Origin of the sequence: Paracrocinitomix mangrovi (genome assembly GCF_019740355.2) — a bacterium.
GTDB classification, from domain to species: Bacteria; Bacteroidota; Bacteroidia; order Flavobacteriales_D; family Crocinitomicaceae; genus Paracrocinitomix; species Paracrocinitomix mangrovi.
The window spans coordinates 2,488,701-2,506,994 of record NZ_CP091819.1 but is presented as its reverse complement, the minus strand read 5'-3'; the positions used below and the strand labels follow the sequence as shown (position 1 = coordinate 2,506,994).

The 18,294-nt window shown below is 35.4% G+C and carries 16 protein-coding genes; 14 read left to right on the top strand and 2 right to left on the bottom strand.

All coding sequences use genetic code 11. The features are described 5' to 3' along the window. Together K6119_RS11580 and K6119_RS11575 are read left to right on the top strand one after the other, a co-directional pair. On the top strand, positions 1-1,602 hold the full coding sequence (locus K6119_RS11580; RefSeq protein ID WP_221831850.1) for an Ig-like domain-containing domain: 1,602 nt from the start codon (positions 1-3) through the stop codon (positions 1,600-1,602). Next, on the top strand, positions 1,603-2,460 hold the full coding sequence (locus K6119_RS11575; protein ID WP_221831848.1) for a hypothetical protein: 858 nt from the start codon (positions 1,603-1,605) through the stop codon (positions 2,458-2,460). It abuts the gene before it with no gap. On the opposite strand, the gene K6119_RS11570 is transcribed toward K6119_RS11575, so the two are convergent. Next, positions 2,461-4,530 (bottom strand): PP2C family protein-serine/threonine phosphatase, encoded by a 2,070-nt coding sequence (locus K6119_RS11570; RefSeq protein ID WP_221831846.1) that lies wholly within the window; start codon positions 4,528-4,530, stop codon positions 2,461-2,463. A 213-nt stretch (positions 4,531-4,743) separates the two neighbouring features. On the opposite strand from K6119_RS11570, the gene purD reads away from it, so the two are divergent. The 12 genes from purD to K6119_RS11510 all read left to right on the top strand — a co-directional run bounded on the left by purD (position 4,744) and on the right by K6119_RS11510 (position 14,437). Further along, positions 4,744-6,027: a phosphoribosylamine--glycine ligase gene (gene purD / locus K6119_RS11565; RefSeq protein WP_221831844.1), complete on the top strand. Its 1,284-nt coding sequence runs from the start codon at positions 4,744-4,746 to the stop codon at positions 6,025-6,027. A 76-nt stretch (positions 6,028-6,103) separates the two neighbouring features. Continuing rightward, positions 6,104-7,366: a hemolysin family protein gene (locus K6119_RS11560; protein WP_255714150.1), complete on the top strand. Its 1,263-nt coding sequence runs from the start codon at positions 6,104-6,106 to the stop codon at positions 7,364-7,366. Positions 7,367-7,510: 144 nt separating this feature from the next. Next, complete coding sequence (locus K6119_RS11555) at positions 7,511-7,900, top strand: bactofilin family protein (protein ID WP_237828007.1); 390 nt, start codon at positions 7,511-7,513, stop codon at positions 7,898-7,900. A gap of 63 nt (positions 7,901-7,963) precedes the next feature. Further along, positions 7,964-8,152, top strand: a complete 189-nt coding sequence (locus tag K6119_RS11550) for an AtpZ/AtpI family protein (RefSeq protein WP_221831838.1) — start codon at positions 7,964-7,966, stop codon at positions 8,150-8,152. After that, positions 8,142-8,582, top strand: coding sequence for a hypothetical protein (locus K6119_RS11545; protein ID WP_221831835.1), 441 nt, complete (start codon positions 8,142-8,144; stop codon positions 8,580-8,582). The genes K6119_RS11550 and K6119_RS11545 overlap by 11 nt, the downstream gene beginning before the upstream one ends. Before the next feature lie 90 nt (positions 8,583-8,672). Continuing rightward, positions 8,673-9,737, top strand: a complete 1,065-nt coding sequence (atpB, locus tag K6119_RS11540) for a F0F1 ATP synthase subunit A (protein WP_221831833.1) — start codon at positions 8,673-8,675, stop codon at positions 9,735-9,737. A 35-nt stretch (positions 9,738-9,772) separates the two neighbouring features. After that, positions 9,773-9,982, top strand: coding sequence for an ATP synthase F0 subunit C (gene atpE, locus K6119_RS11535; RefSeq protein WP_221831831.1), 210 nt, complete (start codon positions 9,773-9,775; stop codon positions 9,980-9,982). Positions 9,983-10,060: 78 nt separating this feature from the next. Next, positions 10,061-10,558, top strand: coding sequence for a F0F1 ATP synthase subunit B (gene atpF / locus K6119_RS11530; RefSeq protein ID WP_221831830.1), 498 nt, complete (start codon positions 10,061-10,063; stop codon positions 10,556-10,558). An 88-nt stretch (positions 10,559-10,646) separates the two neighbouring features. Continuing rightward, positions 10,647-11,183, top strand: a complete 537-nt coding sequence (gene atpH / locus K6119_RS11525) for an ATP synthase F1 subunit delta (protein ID WP_221831827.1) — start codon at positions 10,647-10,649, stop codon at positions 11,181-11,183. A 62-nt stretch (positions 11,184-11,245) separates the two neighbouring features. After that, complete coding sequence (gene atpA / locus K6119_RS11520; protein WP_221831825.1) at positions 11,246-12,823, top strand: F0F1 ATP synthase subunit alpha; 1,578 nt, start codon at positions 11,246-11,248, stop codon at positions 12,821-12,823. 70 nt (positions 12,824-12,893) lie between these two features. Beyond that, positions 12,894-13,775 (top strand): ATP synthase F1 subunit gamma, encoded by an 882-nt coding sequence (gene atpG, locus K6119_RS11515; RefSeq protein ID WP_221831823.1) that lies wholly within the window; start codon positions 12,894-12,896, stop codon positions 13,773-13,775. A 35-nt stretch (positions 13,776-13,810) separates the two neighbouring features. Then, positions 13,811-14,437, top strand: a complete 627-nt coding sequence (locus K6119_RS11510; protein ID WP_237828006.1) for a trimeric intracellular cation channel family protein — start codon at positions 13,811-13,813, stop codon at positions 14,435-14,437. A 1-nt stretch (position 14,438) separates the two neighbouring features. On the opposite strand, the gene K6119_RS11505 is transcribed toward K6119_RS11510, so the two are convergent. Continuing rightward, the gene (locus tag K6119_RS11505) at positions 14,439-18,257 is read right to left on the bottom strand and encodes a ligand-binding sensor domain-containing protein (RefSeq protein WP_221831821.1); all 3,819 of its coding nucleotides are present in this window, start codon (positions 18,255-18,257) and stop codon (positions 14,439-14,441) included. Between the last annotated feature and the right edge of the window lie 37 nt (positions 18,258-18,294).

The window sequence follows — 18,294 nt, the reverse complement described above, 5'->3', positions numbered from 1 at the left end:
TTGAGATATCTTGGTTTTGCCATATTGATTTTAATATTTGGGGGATGTGCACAAACTGAGCCTTTAACCGGTGGACCCAAAGATATTTATGCCCCGGTAATTGATACAGCAAAATCTTTTCCGGCTAATGGGCAGTTGAATTTTAAAGGAAATGAGGTCAGTTTGAAGTTCAATGAATTTATCACCCTCAACAATCCCAATGACAATATTTTAATTATTCCTCAGCCTGTTGAAAGGCCAACCATTACTTCTAAAAATAAAAGAATGAGTATTCTTTTTAATGAGCCTTTAGAAGAGAATACAACTTATACTATCACATTTAACGGAGCCATTCAAGATTTTACCGAAAAAAATGATTCGGTTTTTCAATATGTCTTTTCTACGGGTAATTATATTGATTCACTTGAGGTGGAGGGTAGAGTAATAGATGGATTTACTAATAAGCCTATTGGAGGAATGTTGGTAGGATTATATCCCAAAAGCTTAGAAGCCAATTTTGACAGTATTCCATACAAATTTAAACCTATGTATTTGGGTCAAACTTCCAATACCGGATTGTTTAAATTAAACTACCTAAAGGCGGGTGTTTATTACATGTTTGCTATCAATGATAAAAACAAAAACTTATTGTTAGATCCGGATGAAACAATGGCTTTCATAGAGGAAGAACATTTTATCCTGGGCCCTGATAGCATTGGGCGATTTGAAATGAAGGCTTTTGAACATGCCGTTAGCGGCGTACAAATGAACGATTTAAACTTTGATTTTCCGGGGAGAGTTGAGGTTCTATTATCTAATCCAACTGATTCAATAAGTGTTACATCTAATATTGAGTTGCTGCAAGAAGAGACAAGTACTAAAGATTCATTGGTGTTTTGGTTGGCAGAAAATCCTTCCTCTAAAACACATTTTTATGTTGAGTTAAACGGAGAAAAAGATACAGTAAAACCGGTGTATGCTAATATTCCTGATGATGTAAGTAAAGTTGAAATCAAAGTCAATAACAATGTAAAAAAGGGAAAATTACTGCCGCAAACCAATCTGATTTTTACTTTCTCTGAGCCCGTTGCATCTATAAATGATACCATGGTAAAAGTATTTGATGCGGACTCTAATTTATTGGAATTGCCAGATTATGAAATCAAGGTGAGGGACATTGAATTCAGCACTTTTGGTACTAAAGCGCATCAAATTATAATTGATTCAGCAGCAGTTCAAACGCGTTACGGAAGAGAAAATAATAAGGCAATCAGTTTATTGTTTGACAATGAAGAAGATGACTATTATGGTAGTTTAATCCTTAATGTGGATACTGTATTTACAGAAAAGGTAATAGTACATCTGCTCAATGATAAAGGTGAAGCAGTGGATACAGCAGATTTTGCTAATCGAATTGTATTTGAGAAAGTTTTACCCGGCACATACCAACTTAGATTGATTTTTGACGTAGACGGAAACGGAGCCTGGACAACAGGTTCTTTAAAAGAAAAAAGATTACCTGAAAAGGTGATATATAATACAGAGCAAATTGCCGTCAAATCTAAATGGGAAAAAGAAGTAGATTGGCTGTTCAATAAAAAAGAAGAAGAGGTAGCACAATAAATGGCTTGGTTAAAGGACATATTAAAAAGTAAGTTTTACATTTTTAAAGTACGAAATCGCTTTTCGCCTGAGGTACAAGTGAGCCAACGTCAGCTCTTCAACCAATATCAGGTTTGGAGTTCAGAAGGAAAATTACCTGCGTTTAATGATACCGGTTTCAGGGTGTTTTCCCAATTTGAAGAGGATGGCAAATTACTGTACATCTTCTCAATTATTGGAATGCGCAATAAAACCTTTGTAGAAATTGGATCTGATGATGGTATCAATAGCAATTGCGCTAACCTGGCTTTTAATTTTGGCTATCATGGATTGTTTTTGGATGGCAATGAAAAAGCGATTAAAAGGGGACGTAAATTTTATGCAAAGTATCCTCATCCATATATGCATCAGCCTGTTTTTACTTGTTCAAAAGTAACGGCAGAAAATATCAACGAATTAGTTAAAAATGCCGGCCTTACTGGTGAAATTGATTTGTTGTCTGTAGATATTGACGGAAATGATTATTGGATTTGGAAAGCACTTGAGCAAGTATCTCCTAATGTGGTGATTATTGAAACGCATGTAGAGTTTGGTTTAAATAATATCGTCGTTCCTTACGATCCTAATTACTTTTATCCGGGAAAACATCCTGTATATCACGGAGCCTCTCCTGTGGCAATGGTTAATTTAGCCAAACAAAAAGGTTACCGTTTAGTAGGAGCCAATGATTTGGGATTCAACTTCATTTTTGTTAAAAACGGTTTGGGAGATGAATTACTTCCTGAAGTAGATGTTGAATCAGTATTACAGCATCCATCCGTAAAAGAATCATACAAATTATTTGAGCCCATCAAAGATTGGGAGTACGTTAAAGGGTAACTAAAACTTTATTCCTATCAAACAAACATCATCAGTTTGTTCAAATTTCCCCTTCCAATCATCAAATACTTTATCCAAATGTGATTTTTGATTTTGGGCATCCAGATTAAAAATTTCCATGATGTTTTTCTTCATAGGTTTATACATCATCTTTTTACCCTTTTCACCTCCAAACTGATCGGCAAATCCATCAGAGAAAATATAAATCCATTCATTTTTACTAACTGTGAGGGTAAGTGTGTGAAAAGGTTTTGGATCAAAATGAACTCCAATTGGCTGTTTGTCTCCTTTAAATTCTACAAGTTGAATATTTTCTTCTTCCAGTACTTTTGCTTTTTCTAAAGGGAGATTAGTTTCATTATTAGTATCTCGCACAATCCACAATGGATTATTAGCTCCGGCAAATTTTAATTCTCTGGTTTTTTTGTTGAACACAATCAAAGCAATGTCCATTCCGTCTTTTACTTCCTCTTCACTTTGATCAAAGGTTTCAATTACTAGTTTTCTGGTGTTATCCAGAATTTCTCCGGGTTCTGTTAATCCAAATTCTCTTATGCTTCTGTTTAACGCATTGTTACAAACTACACTAACCATTGCACCTGGCACGCCATGACCCGTACAATCTGCAGATGCTATAAATACCAACTCATCTTTTTCTTCTAGCCAATAAAAATCACCTGCTACAATATCTTTGGGCTTGTAAAGAACGAATGCATCTTTAGCGATTCCATCTATTTTTTTGGTTGGAGGTAAAATAGCATTTTGAATTCTTCTGGCATAGGTGATGGAAGATGTTATTTCCTCGTTTTTGGCTTCTAATGCGTGATGCTGAATTTCAATTTCTTCTTTTTGATTGGCTGTTTCTAATTGCAGGTATTCTACTTTTCTAAACTGAGAGGCGAATTTAGATCCTAGAATCATTGTCATAGAAAGTAAAAATGCCATTTGCAAAGCCACATATCCATAGGGCGAAGGAGTAATCAAATCCACATAAAGAAAAATGGTGTAGGCTGAACTTAAGATCAAACAGATCATGGCAATGGTGGCAAAAACAGCTCCGTTCACTCTGTCTTTCATGGCTTTAATGCTCACATAAATCATCAAGGCAAAACTTACAAATGATATCAGCTGATGAGGTAATGGCAAATGCGTAAATATTGTTGTTGGTGTTACTAAAACAACAAATGCTTCTAGAAAAACCAGCACTGCTATAATCATCATTAATTTTTGAGGCGCTTGTTCTTTGAATCTTTCTCTTATAAACAAAAGCATAAAGGCACCTGGTAAAAACAATGACAAATACTCAATGTGAATAAGCAATGTCCAGTTGATATCCGGCCAAATGGTGGTTATCATATAATCAAATGATACCAGAGGGCGAATGAAAAAGGTAAGTGCATATAAACTAAAGTACAATAGTGCTTTATCCTTCCTCCTGAAAATATAGAGCGTTAAAAAAAACAAGCCGGCAAACAAAAAGGCACTTCCTTCAATACCATTTAACATGATGTTTTTGCGGTGAATTCCGTAAAGGGCTTCTTCAGTTCCAATGTACCAAGGGTTGTTAAATCCTCCATTTCTGTGATGGAAATTGGATAGATGAATTATCATCTCAACATTGCTTTCTCCATGAGGGAGCGGAATTATTTGATGATCATATTTGGGCTGTTCTTCGTCCTTTTTTGTACCTACTTTGCCAATTTCTGAAGCTAATTCACCATTGAAGTATATGCGAACAGCACAGGTTACAGATTTCACCATTATGTTCAGTTCCTCTTCAGGTAAATTGATAAATCTTACTCTGTAAGTAGCATAACCTTGGGCAGGTAAGTTGCCAAATGAACTGTTTTTGTATTTATTCCAATTGTCATCACAAGACTGATAATCGATATTGTCAATATATCCTCCTGAAAAATTTCCGGGATAAATAAGTTGATTCCAATAAAACTCATAATTCCCCTTTAGAAATAAACTAGGGTCTTTTTGGGTGTCCCATTGGCTAAAGTCAATCACGCCTTTTTCAGCATATACATCATTTTGTGCATAACTGAAAAGTTGAAAGCTCAACATAAAGAATAATATGACTGCAAATCTCAGCAATTTCAAATCTAATGTGGGTAAAAGGGAAAAGGAAAAGCTAAAAGTAAATATTTTATTTGATGGATAAAAAATGCGGTTTGTTAATAATTCGTCTTCAATCAACCCTGCGCTTTACCTAACTTTGTCCCAGCACAGAACGCCGGGTATATTTCCTTGGAGAAAGTGCAGTTAAAATAATATTTCATGAACGTATTGGTCCTTGGTTCAGGCGGAAGAGAACACGCTATCAGCTGGAAAATTGCACAAAGTTCTCAAATAGACAAACTATTTATTGCTCCCGGAAATGCCGGAACAAATCAGGTGGGCACCAATGTAGATATTGAAGCTGATGATTTTCAGGGGATTAAAAAATTCTGTTTGGAGAATAAAATTGATTATGTAGTTGTAGGACCTGAAAAACCACTTGTTGATGGTATCGCAGATTTCTTTCAAGATGATCCTGAAATAAGACACATTGCCGTTATTGGACCAAACAAATCGGCAGCAAGGTTAGAAGGATCAAAAGATTTCTCTAAGCAATTCATGAAAAAATACAATATCCCTACAGCTAAATATCAAACATTTACAAAAGACAATTTAGAAGAAGGATACGCTTTTTTAGATGGGATGAAACCTCCGTATGTTTTAAAAGCGGATGGTTTAGCTGCCGGAAAAGGAGTGGTTATTTTAAATGATTTGAATGAAGCCAAAGATGAGCTTCGCGCCATGTTAGAGGATGCAAAATTTGGAGATGCATCTAGCTCGGTGGTTATCGAAGAGTTTTTAGATGGAATTGAATTGTCTGTTTTTGTAATTACAGATGGACAATCATATAAGATTCTTCCTGAAGCAAAAGATTATAAAAGAATTGGTGAGGGTGATACCGGTTTAAATACTGGTGGAATGGGAGCTGTTTCTCCGGTTCCTTTTGCAGATACTGCCTTCATGGATAAAGTAGAAAATCAAGTAATAATCCCAACCATTAAAGGATTGAAAAATGAGGGGATTGATTATGTTGGATTCATCTTTTTTGGATTGATCAATGTTAAAAAAGATCCATTCGTTATTGAATACAACTGTCGTTTAGGTGATCCTGAAACGGAGGTGGTAATTCCAAGATTAAAATCTGATATTCTGGAATTGTTTGAAGGTGTAGCTACCAGAACCTTGTCTGAAAGAGATGTGGTTTTTGATGAACGTGCTGCTTCAACAGTTGTGATGGTTTCAGGTGGATATCCCGGAGCATATGAAAAAGAAAAAAACATTTCTGGACTTAACGGAATTTTTGATTCTATGATTTTTCATGCAGGCACTAAACAAGATGGGCCAACATACGTAACTGCAGGTGGTCGTGTATTGTGTGTTACTTCATACGGTAAAAAACTAGAGGCTGCACTTGATAAAACCTACGACAACCTTAAGAAAATTGACTTCGAAAACGCTTATTATAGAAAGGATATTGGATTTGATTTAGAAGAATACGACTAATTAATAGGCAATTAATTTTTTATTGATTGTTACATTTGCTATTTTTCTATAAATTCGTTCTAAGACAAACGCGACTATGGACCCGGAGTCCCAGAGATTTCTGATTATCATAATAACCTTATTGTGTTCCGCTTTTTTTTCGGGAATGGAGATTGCTTTTGTGTCTTCAAATAAGCTTAAAATTGAGCTAGACAAGCAGCAAGGATACTTTTCGGGTCGTGTATTATCCTATTTCGTTAAAGAAACGCCAAAGTTTATCAGTTCAATGTTATTGGGTAACAATGTTTCCCTGGTGATTTATGGTATTTACATGGCCATGGTGTTAGAACCGGTTTTTGCTTACGTTTCAGAGAATCAAGCAGTTATTTTGATTCTACAAACCATCTGTTCAACCCTTTTAGTTTTAATTACGGCAGAATTTTTACCAAAAGCACTTTTCAGAATCAATCCCAACAGAAGTTTGAAGTATGGTGTTATTCCTTTAGTGATTATATATGGAGTCTTCTATATCCCAACCATGATCACCATGTGGATTTCTGAATTGTTTTTAAAGTTGGTGAAAGTAGATATATCTGATTCAGAACAGGCATTTACAAAGGTAGATTTAGATCACTACGTGAGGGACATCAATGAGCGAATGGAAGAGGAGTCTGAAATGGAGAATGAGCTGCAGATATTACAAAATGCATTGGAGTTTCCAAATGTAAAGGCACGTGATTGCATGGTTCCCAGAACAGAGATTATTGCCTTAAATATAGATGACGATATTCAGGTATTAAAAGAGCTTTTTATTTCATCCGGATTATCTAAAGTGGTTATTTATAGAGATAATATTGACAATATTATAGGATATGTGCATGCACATGAAATGTTATCAAAGCCAGAGTCTATCAAACAAATATTATTGCCAATTTTCGTGGTGCCTGAAGCAGTTTTAGTAAAAGATTCATTGGAACAGTTTACCAAACAAAAACGAAGTATTGCTGTGGTGGTAGATGAGTTTGGAGGAACTTCCGGAATCATCACGGTTGAAGATATTGTTGAAGAAATATTTGGTGAAATTGAAGATGAACATGATCATGAAGATGACGTGGAGCAAATAATAGATGAAAACACCTACTTGTTTTCTGGTAGGATGGAGATTGATTATTTGCAGCAAGAATACGAAATTCCAATTTCTGAATCGGCAGAATATGAGACCATAGCCGGATTTATCATCAATAAGCTGGAAGAAATTCCTAAACCTAATACCTTAATTGAAACAGATGATTTAGTGATTACCGTTATGGAAGTTTCTGAATCAAAAATCGATTTAGTAAAGGTCAAAGTAAAGGATTAGTCGACGAATAATAAATGTTGCTCCGACTTTATACGTAATTTGACGTAAAGCCTTGTCATGGCGTTTTATATTTTATATTTTTGTTTTTAACCAATACCTAATTTTAAGATGCGTAAAGGAAATAAGAACAGTCAAGTGAGCAGCGTGAGTTCTCCTGATCAATTAAACAGAATTGTTGAGGGAACTAGTATCAAAGGAGATGTAATTACTGATAGTAATTTCAGAATGGATGGTTTTTTAGAGGGAACTTTAAGAACTACAGGAAAGTTAGTAGTAGGTACTACAGGAAGAATTGAAGGAGAAATCTTATGTGCCAATGCCGATATTGAAGGGGAAGTTGTCGGTAACATCACAGTAGATGGTTTGTTAATCTTAAAAGCTACTGCCAAAGTAAAAGGTAACATTGTTGCCGGTAAAATTGGTGTTGAAAATGGAGCCGCATTTAATGGTAATTGTGCTATGGGTGGCACTCCGGTTGAAACTACAGCTTTGCCTAAGGTAGAGGAAGAGAGCGAATCAGAATTGGTATACTAAAATCATCATCTTATTAAATCAGATCAACCATCTGAAAAAAAGGACAAGAAAGTTCAGGCTTACATGAAGTATTCAGGTATGGCTTTTCAGATGTTGGCTACAATTGGTCTGGGTGCATACGGTGGACATTTGTTAGATCAAAATCAACAAACAGAAAAACCGGTTTGGACAATTTTGTTTGCCGCCTTGGGAACAATTGTATCTTTGGTGCTTGTTATTCGATCGGTAAAGAAAATGTCGGATGAAGACTAACACTCTTTTTAAGTCATCAATCAATGTAGTTGTTATTGTCGCTATGCTATTTGCAGCTGTGCATGGCACTTATATTTATACAACTACAAATATCATTGAGCTACAAAATTGGTGGTGGTTATCTCATACATACCTTTTTGTTGCAACCGTCCTTGGACTCTTTTTTATTTCTGCTCAATACAATAAGTCAAAAGAGATTCAATCTGTCGGTAAAGCATATCTAATTTTTACGACACTAAAAATCGTATTATCCTTTGTTTTTTTATTGCCCTGGTTACTGATGAGTAAGGAAATTGCCAAAATTTTTGTAGGTCATTTCTTTTTAATTTTTTTTCCCTACCTATTGGTCGAAACTATCTTACTAATCAGGTTTTTAAATAAGCCATTGGACGAAAAAATAAATACTGACGAAATTCAGTCCAGAAAATAGTCCCTGTAAAGCTTTTTATATATAACTTTGCGCCGAAATTTCTATCGGGGTCCTTTTTTTATGTGTAAAGGCCTTAATTGTAAAGGAGATATGAAAAGAATTTTTGGTTTTTTGTTATTGTCGATTTTAACTGTAAATGCTCAAGCTAAACATGAAGAGCATCCACCAATTAAAGAAGAGATCGAAGAGTTTAATGCAGCAGAATACGCTATTCATCACGCATTAGATGCTCACGACATTCACATTGCAGATGGTTTTACTATTCCTCTTCCAATTATTTTATGGACAGATAACGGTTTAGTGACTTTCATGTCTTCAGCATTTCACCATGATGATTCAGGTCATCATATCGTTGAAAAAGACGGAATGAAATTCGTGAAATTACACGAGAAAATTTACCAATTAGAGGCTGGTGCTGAACATATTGAAATGGATGAAGAGCATCACCCAACTAATGCACATCAGGTGATTTATGATTTATCAATCACTAAAAACATTGTAACACTTTTCTTAGTTGCCGGATTGATGTTGTTTTTATTTATCAAATCTGCACGTACTTATAAAGAAGGTGGAAATGCACCTCCAAAAGGTATCGCTAAATGGGCTGAGCCGGGTGTAGTATTTGTACAAGACATTGCAAAGGATAACATTGAAGGAGATAAATACAAGAGATTTACTCCATTCTTGTTGACTTTGTTCTTCTTTATTTTATTCGGAAACTTATTAGGATTGATTCCTTTCTTATCAAATCCAAACTTGACTGGAAGTATTTCAATCACTATGCTTTTAGCTGTCATCACATTTATTATTCAGATGGCTAGTTCAAAAGCACCATTTTGGAAACACATTTTATTACCTGATGCACCCGTTTGGTTATACCCAATCTTAGTGCCGATTGAAATCGCAGGTATTTTTATCAAGCCAATGGCCTTGATGATTCGTTTGTTCGCTAACATTACTGCAGGTCACATTATCGTGGTTTCATTGATTGGAATCATCTTCGTGAACCAGCATGTTGGTTGGGCTGGATTATCAGTGCCAATGACGTTGTTTATTTCAACGTTGGAATTGTTAGTGGCTTTCTTACAGGCGTACATCTTTACAATGTTGGCTGCATTGTATATAGGATCGTCAGTTGAAAGTGCACACCATTAAATTGTAATTTTTTTAATTAATATATAAATATAGTTATGGGATCATTAGGAATCGCAGCAATTGGAGCAGGACTAGCAGTTATCGGAGCTGGTTTAGGTATCGGTAGAATCGGTGGATCTGCTTTGGAAGCTATGGCAAGACAGCCAGAAATTGCTAACAAATTGCAAACTGTAATGATTATTGCAGCGGCATTAGTTGAGGGTGCAGCCCTTTTCGGAATCGTTGTAGCATTCTTACAAGGTTAAAAAAACAAAAAGTTTGGTGTCAGGGATTGCCTGACACCAGCTTTTAAAAAAGATTAATTAAAAAGTAAAATTTTAGATATGCATCCATTAATTACACCTGCAGTAGGACAAATCATTTGGGGTGGTTTAGTATTTCTTGTTTTGTTATTCTTATTAAAGAAGTTTGCTTGGAAACCAATGTTAACTGCTGTTAACGATCGTGAAAAAGTAATCGCTGAGTCAATTGAAATGGCGACAAAAACAAAGCACGAGATGCAACAAATGCAAGCTCAAAATGAGAAGATGTTGAAAGAAGCTAGAGTTGAGCGTGATCAGATGATGAAAGAAGCAACTGAAACTAGCAAAAAATTGGTGGCTGAGGCAAGAGAAGAAGCTAAAGCTGAAGCAAACAGAATTATTGCTGACGCACAAAAAACTATTCAATCAGAAAAAGCTGCTGCTTTATCTGAATTGAAAACTACAGTAGCTTCATTGTCTCTAGAAATTGCTGAAAAAGTAATTAAAGGTGAAATGACATCTGATGCTAAACAAAAAGCATTGGCTGAAAAATTAGCTGAAGACATCAACGTTAATTAAAAAATTGAAAAAGGAACAGGGAATTAAGAAATCCGACTCATAAAGTCATTGCTCTTTTCTCCTTAATCTTTGATCTAAACAAAAACAAATGGCAGCAAGTAAAGCAGCAATAAGATACGCAACAGCATACATGGACCTGGCAATTGAAATGAAGTCAATTGAAAAGGTATATGCTGATGTGCAAATGCTAGATTCACTTTGCTACGATAGCCGCGAGTTCATGGCATTTTTGGATTCTCCGATAATTCAAAAAAGAAAAAAGAACACGGTTTATGATGCAATGTTTCAAGGTAAAGTTGAAAAAATGACCCTTGAGTTTTTGAAGTTGATTACAAAAAATTCAAGAGAAAACTTATTACCTGAAATTACAGAAAGCTTTATCTCTCAGTATAAAAAACACAAGGGAATTGTAGTGGTTAATTTAAAATCTGCAGTTGCTTTAGAGGATAAAGTAAAGAAAGCTATCGTTGCTAAAGTAAACGAGCACTTTAAAGGTGATGTTGAATTGAACGAATCAGTTGATCAATCTTTGATTGGTGGATTTATCGTTTCAGTTGAAGATAAACAAATTGACGCTTCTATTAAGAGTCAATTGGCGAATTTGAAAAACATATTGTTAAACTAAAGTATTTGTGTTGATCGATAAATTAAGCTAAAGCGATTGACACCAAACAAAAACAAATAAAGATGGCAGATGTAAAACCGGCAGAAGTTTCTGCAATTTTGAGAGAGCAACTTTCAGGAGTTAAAACGGAAGCTGAATTAGAAGAAGTAGGTACTATCCTTCAAGTAGGTGATGGTATTGCACGTATTTACGGATTGAACGGAGTTCAGTACGGTGAGATGATTGAATTCCACAATGGTTTAAGAGGAATCGTTTTGAACCTTGAGGAAGACAACGTTGGTGCAGTATTGTTAGGAAAATCTGATGAGATTAAAGAAGGAGATACTGTAAAAAGATTGAACTTAATCGCTTCTATTAATGTAGGTGAAGGTATTGTTGGACGTGTTGTTGACACAATGGGTACTCCAATTGATGGTAAAGGTGAAATTCAAGGCGAAACTTTGGAAATGCCTTTAGAAAGAAAAGCACCCGGTGTAATTTTCCGTCAGCCGGTAAACGAGCCGTTGCAAACTGGTATTAAAGCGATTGACTCAATGATTCCAATTGGAAGAGGACAAAGAGAGTTGATCATTGGTGACCGTCAAACTGGTAAAACTACAGTGGCGATCGATACCATTTTGAATCAAAAAGAATTTTACGATAAAGGAGAGCCTGTATTCTGTATCTATGTAGCAATTGGACAAAAAGCTTCAACTGTTGCTGGAATCGTTTCTAAATTAGAAGCTGCAGGAGCTATGGCTTATACAACAATTGTTGCTGCAAACGCATCTGACCCTGCTCCAATGCAGTTCTATGCTCCGTTTGCTGGTGCTGCAATTGGTGAGTATTTTAGAGATACAGGAAGACCTGCTTTGATTATCTATGATGATTTATCAAAACAAGCAGTTGCTTACCGTGAGGTATCATTGTTACTTAGAAGACCTCCAGGACGTGAGGCTTACCCTGGTGACGTATTCTACTTGCACTCAAGATTGTTAGAGAGAGCTGCTAAAGTTATCGCTGACGATAAAATTGCAGGTGAAATGAATGACCTTCCTGAATCATTGAAAGGAAAAGTAAAAGGTGGTGGATCATTAACTGCCCTTCCAATTATTGAAACACAAGCGGGTGACGTATCTGCATATATTCCGACTAACGTAATTTCGATTACTGATGGTCAGATTTTCTTGGAGTCTAACTTGTTTAACTCTGGTGTACGTCCTGCAATTAACGTTGGTATCTCTGTATCACGTGTTGGTGGATCTGCGCAAATTAAATCAATGAAAAAAGTATCTGGTACTTTGAAATTGGATCAAGCGCAATATAGAGAGTTAGAGGCCTTCGCAAAATTTGGTTCTGATTTGGATGCTGCTACTAAAGCGGTACTTGATAAAGGATCTAAAAACGTGGAGATCTTGAAACAAAGAGAAGGAGATCCATTTAGAGTAGAGAATCAAGTTGCTATTATTTACGTTGGAACAAAAGGTTTATTGACTAATGTTCCTGTAAACAAAGTAAAAGAATTCGAATCTCAGTTTATCAATACATTGAATGCAAATCACAAAGACACTATGGACAAATTGGCCAAAGGTGATTACAATGATGATTTGACAAATGTATTGGAGACAGTAGCAAAAGATATTGCTGCTAAATACGAATAATAGTTAGAATTAAGACAGATCGCTTGGTTGAAGAGCGAAGCGATCTTTTGTTTTATATCTTAAAATAGATATGGCGAACTTAAAAGAAATTAGAAACAGAATTGCATCAGTAGACTCTACTATGCAAATTACTTCTGCCATGAAAATGGTATCTGCTGCTAAGTTAAAAAGAGCTCAGGATGCCGTTACGCAAATGCGTCCTTATTCAAATAAATTGCAGGAGATTTTATCTAATTTATCTGCTTCATTGGATTTGTCTGAAAACAAATTTGCTGAGCGTGGAGACATTAAAAATGTATTGATCGTTGCAGTAACTTCTAACAGAGGTTTATGTGGTGGTTTCAATAACAACGTAATCAAAGAAGCGTTGAGATTGGCTAAGAACGATTATGCAGATAAAAACGTTTCTGTTTTGTCTATCGGTAAAAAAGCGAACGACGTTTTTAAGAAAACTGAATTCAACATTCGTGGTAGAAACTTGCCAAGTCACATGGAGGAAATCTGGAACGACTTGTCATTTGATAAAGCAGCTCCGGCAGCTGAAAAAATCATGGATGCTTATACTGCAGGAAACATTGATAAAGTGATATTGGTTTATAACCACTTTAAAAATGTAGCCACTCAAATTGTAACTGCTGAGCAATTTTTACCCATTGTACCTGCTGAATCAGATGAAGAATCAAAAGTGAATCTTGATTACATTTTTGAACCTTCAAAAGAAGAGATCGTGGAAAGCTTAATTCCTAAATCTTTAAAAATTCAGTTGTACTCTGCTTTATTAGATTCACATGCTGGTGAACATGGAGCAAGGATGACTGCAATGCACAAAGCAACTGATAACGCAGCTGAGTTGAATAAACAATTGAAAATTGATTACAACAAAGCTCGTCAGGCAGCAATTACAAACGAGATTTTAGAGATCGTTGGAGGTGCAGAAGCACTAAAAGGATAAGATTAAAAATCTATTTATACAAACCCGATCTCGTTATGAGATCGGGTTTTTTGTTTTATGATATGTTCGTAGTAGAAGTTATTGGAACAATGGTTTTTGCAATCAGTGGTGCATTGACCGCCGCAAATAAAAGATTTGATTTTGTAGGAGTAAGTGTTATTGCCTTTGTCACAGCATTGGGCGGAGGGACGATTAGAGACGTTTTAATAGGTTCTTTACCGGTTGGATGGATGCAGAGCAAGTGGTATGCTTTAGCGGTCTTCTGTGGCGTTGTTTTGGCATATGTGTTTTATAAGAAACTGCAGATTCTTAGAAAATCACTATTCCTGTTTGACGCCATTGGTTTGGGAGTTTTTGCAATAGGTGGATTTCAAAAAGCTCTGGCGGCAGGTATTGATCCAGTATATGCTATCATCTGCGGAATGATAACTGGAACTTTTGGTGGATTGCTGAGAGATGTATTGTGCAATGATGTTCCCCTGATTTTTAGAAAAGAAATTTACGCTTCAGCTGCATTAGTTGGAGTAGTGGTGTTTTTCCTTTTTCAAAATGTTTTTTTATTACCTGTTGTAGGATTTATTATTGCTGTTTCTTTAGTGATAGGTATCAGAATTTTGGCCGTAAAATTCAATTTGGGATTGCCAAAAATTAAGATTGATTAGCCTAAACTTCAACACCAATTACACAAACATCATCTAGTTGTTCAAGATGTCCTTTCCATTCTTCGAATGTTTGGTCAATAATAGCTTGCTGCTCAAACATGGAATTTGATTGAATGGACAGCAATAGCTTTTTAAAGTTAGACGACTTAAATTTTTTGCCTTTATCTCCACCAAATTGATCGGCAAAACCATCTGAAAATATATAAAAACGATCTCCTTTATTTAAGGTTATTTCATGTGTTTGAAAATCAACTGCATCAATGAATTTTCCTATTGGTTGTTTATCAGCTTTTATTTCTTCAATTTCCGTTTCTCCTTTTCTAATAACCCAAAGTGGATTGTGAGCTCCAGCATACTTTAGAAGAGAATGAGAATGAGAAACAGAATGAGAAGTAGAATGAGAATGAGAAACAGAATGCTCGTTATCTTCATTCTCATTCTCTATATCATTCTTTTTATTGAGTGTAAGCGAAACAAGCGCAATGTCCATTCCGTCTTTCACTTCTTCTTCAGATTTTTCGAATTCCGCAATTACCAACTCTCTTGTTTTATCCAATATTTCACCCGGCTTTTCACAGCTAAATTCTCTAACAGATCTGTTCAATCCATTATTACAAATAACAGAAACCATTGCACCCGGAACACCGTGACCGGTACAATCTGCTGCTGCAATTAGCACTTCATTTGGTTTTACTTCCATCCAATAAAAATCACCGGCAACAATATCTTTAGGCTTATATAGGATAAAGCTGTTTGGTAAGTGTTGATGAATCAATTTTTCTGGTGGAAGAATGGCAGATTGGATTCTTTTTGCGTATTGAATACTGTCTAAAATCTCAGTGTTTTTCTCTTCCAGTTCCTGATGTGTATCTGCAAGTTGTTTGTGTGTCTGCTCAATGACTGCTTTTTGCTTTTCAACGGCTTCTTTCTGTGTTCTAATTTCTTGAGTGGCAATGTCAACTTTAGTTTCTAGTTCCTTTTGTCGTATTTTAAGTTGTCTGGTTCTCAAACGCATCCCAACATACATTATTAACAAAACAATTACAATGAAAGAAATGCGAGCAAACCAGGTTTTCCACCATGGTGGTGTAATTGTAAAACTGTAAATAAATGGTTGACTCCATTCACCACTTTCACCAATGGCACATACTTTAAAATTAAATTGTCCATGTGGCAGGTTTCTGTATTCTGCTTTTCCTTCATCACTAGGTTCACTCCAGTCATTGTTTAATCCTTCTAAAATGTAGCTGTATTTAATTTTATGTGGAGCATTCCAATCAAGTGCAGAAAAGTGGAAAGTCAAATGATTTTTATTGTACGGTAATTTTAAATTGAGAGGATAGTTTTCAAATGAAGCTACTTCAGTGTAAGTTATATCTTCCAAAAGACTGTCTTCATTGTTTCTGAAATCAACAAATTTTCCATGGAGATCCAATTGTCTCAAAGATACTTGAGGGGGATTTTCTGAAAGTTTTAAGTTGTCTACATCCAGTGCAACCAAACCTTTGTCGGTGCCCCACCAAATTTTGTTTTCATTATCTATTTCTACACTGTTTGAATTAAAGTTTATTCCTTTTAATCCATCCAGATTTCCAAAACTGTAAATTTTGGGTTTTGGATTATCAAAGCAAATGTATGCCACTCCATTTGAGGTCCCTAGCCAAAAGTTTCCTTTTGGATCCTGAATTATTGAACGAATATTATTAGATGGTAAACCATCTTTTTCTGAGTAATAGGTGAATGATTCACCGTCAAAAACATTTATTCCGCCAAAGTAGGTACCTATCCATATTCTACCTTGAGGATCTTGAGACAAACAAGAAACAAAATTTGAACTTAATCCTTCTCTTTCAGTGTAATAGGTGATTTTGTCATCAACTATTTTGTATAAACCTCTTCCGTGGCTACCCATCCACATAGTTTGTTCATCATCTTCCAAAATTGAGTGAATTGTAAAACTGGCAAAGGCATTCGCTCCATGATAATGCGTCATTTCATTACCGTCGAATTTTGAAATGCCTAAATCATTTCCAAACCAATAATTACCTGCATTATCATTGTAAATTAATGATATTGAACTTCCGCCGTATGCATCACTAATGTAGATATTGGTGAAGGTTTCTCCGTCAAATTTACTGACCCCACCTGAATTATATCCCATCCAAATATTTCCTGTTTTATCATTGTAAATCGATCTTAAAAAATTCCTGTTGATGTTGGCGTCTTGATCAATATGTGAAAATGTTTGACCATTGTATTTGGTTACTCCTGCCCCAAAAGTGGCGAACCATAAATCTCCATTTTTATCTTTAGCAATACTACTTACATGTCGATTGCTAATTCCTTCATTTTCAGCATAATTTTCAAAACCGTTAAAATCAATCATACAAACTCCACCATCTTTTGTTCCACACCATATATTTCCGGCATTGTCTTCCATAATTTCTTCAACAACATTGCTGGTTAAGCCGTTTGATTCATCAAAAGTGTACAACGAAATAATTTCACCTGCTTCATTGATTTCGCATTTAGTAATTCCGGCTCCATAAGTTCCAAACCAAATATTTCCTTTACTATCTATTAATGTAGATCGGATTATGTTGTGATTTAAACCACTTTCAGTTGAATATCTTTTAATAGAATTTCCGTCAAACCTGTTCAAGCCACCACCCATTCCTAGTGCCAGCCAAATCACCCCATTTTTGTCTTCTTCAATGTCATTGATTACATCTCTATTAAGACCTACAGTTTCGCTACTTAAAATGGTGATGTTCTCTCCGTCAAAAATATGCAGGCCTCCTCCATTTGTTCCTACCAAAACTCTATTCTTATGGTCAATTAAAAGGGAAAGAATTACTTTTTCTGCCATACCTTCGTTATGGGAATAAATGGTTAAAGAGTCACCATCTAATTTATTTAAACACCCAACTCCACCAAACCATATTACTCCATCTTTGTCCCCCTTTACATCCCAAACTCTATTAAAAGGCAAACCGTTTTCTTCTGTGTAATTTGTAAAACTTTCGCCGTCAAATTTTGATAGTCCCTGATCAGTTGCCATCCAAATATTTCCTTTTAAATCTTCATAAAATGAATTAACTGAATTTGCGTATAAACCTGATTCTTCTGAGTAATGGATGAAATTGTGACCATCATATTTGCTAGCCCCACCTCCTGATGTGCCCATCCAAATATTACCCTTGCTGTCTTGTAATAACCCTCTTGAAGTGGAAGATTTTAAACCCTGATAAATATCAAAATACTGGATATTAACACTTGTAGCATCTTTGTATGAAGGAGGTTTAGCTGCGACTATTTCCGGTTGTATTAGCTTTACTTTTTCTCCGGTCATTTTAAAAGGCACTCCTGTTGGTATTGTATCTCCTAATGCCCCAATGATAAAATGAGGGGTAGTGTCATTAAAAGTGGATTTAACATTAATCACTTTTAGATTTTCTTTCTTGATTTGATGCTCCTCAAAAACTCCGCTTGCCATTTTAAAATTTGGATAAGCTTCAAAATGTGAAACGGCTGAAGGATTATATTTTACTTGTTTTTTAATGAAATTCTTCTCTTCATTTGAAAAAGTTTCACCTTCAAAATCAATTTCCTGACCGGTAATTACTGTATCACCATAAAAATCTATGATATCCTGAATAGTGTCATTAGTGAGCTGATTAAAGAAATATCCTTCATTTAGATTTAATTCAGAAGAAGGAGGATTTACTTCTATGTTACCCGGTTGATTCTCTACTTGGGTAGTATTGTTGCAGCTAATAGCAAGCAATAAAATGAACAGGGATTTTACTATTTGTTTCAAGATGCTAACAACTTAATGGGTAGGTAATTTGGATGCT

Coding starts and splice junctions, on each gene's coding strand:
- K6119_RS11575 (WP_221831848.1), top strand. CDS start 1,603: ATGGCTTGGTTAAAGGACATATTAAAAAGTAAGTTTTACATTTTTAAA.
- K6119_RS11510 (WP_237828006.1), top strand. CDS start 13,811: ATGAGATCGGGTTTTTTGTTTTATGATATGTTCGTAGTAGAAGTTATT.
- K6119_RS11570 (WP_221831846.1), bottom strand. CDS start 4,530: ATGTTGAGCTTTCAACTTTTCAGTTATGCACAAAATGATGTATATGCT.
- atpE (WP_221831831.1), top strand. CDS start 9,773: ATGGGATCATTAGGAATCGCAGCAATTGGAGCAGGACTAGCAGTTATC.
- atpB (WP_221831833.1), top strand. CDS start 8,673: ATGAAAAGAATTTTTGGTTTTTTGTTATTGTCGATTTTAACTGTAAAT.
- purD (WP_221831844.1), top strand. CDS start 4,744: ATGAACGTATTGGTCCTTGGTTCAGGCGGAAGAGAACACGCTATCAGC.
- atpA (WP_221831825.1), top strand. CDS start 11,246: ATGGCAGATGTAAAACCGGCAGAAGTTTCTGCAATTTTGAGAGAGCAA.
- K6119_RS11545 (WP_221831835.1), top strand. CDS start 8,142: ATGAAGACTAACACTCTTTTTAAGTCATCAATCAATGTAGTTGTTATT.
- atpH (WP_221831827.1), top strand. CDS start 10,647: ATGGCAGCAAGTAAAGCAGCAATAAGATACGCAACAGCATACATGGAC.
- K6119_RS11560 (WP_255714150.1), top strand. CDS start 6,104: ATGGACCCGGAGTCCCAGAGATTTCTGATTATCATAATAACCTTATTG.
- K6119_RS11550 (WP_221831838.1), top strand. CDS start 7,964: ATGAAGTATTCAGGTATGGCTTTTCAGATGTTGGCTACAATTGGTCTG.
- atpF (WP_221831830.1), top strand. CDS start 10,061: ATGCATCCATTAATTACACCTGCAGTAGGACAAATCATTTGGGGTGGT.
- atpG (WP_221831823.1), top strand. CDS start 12,894: ATGGCGAACTTAAAAGAAATTAGAAACAGAATTGCATCAGTAGACTCT.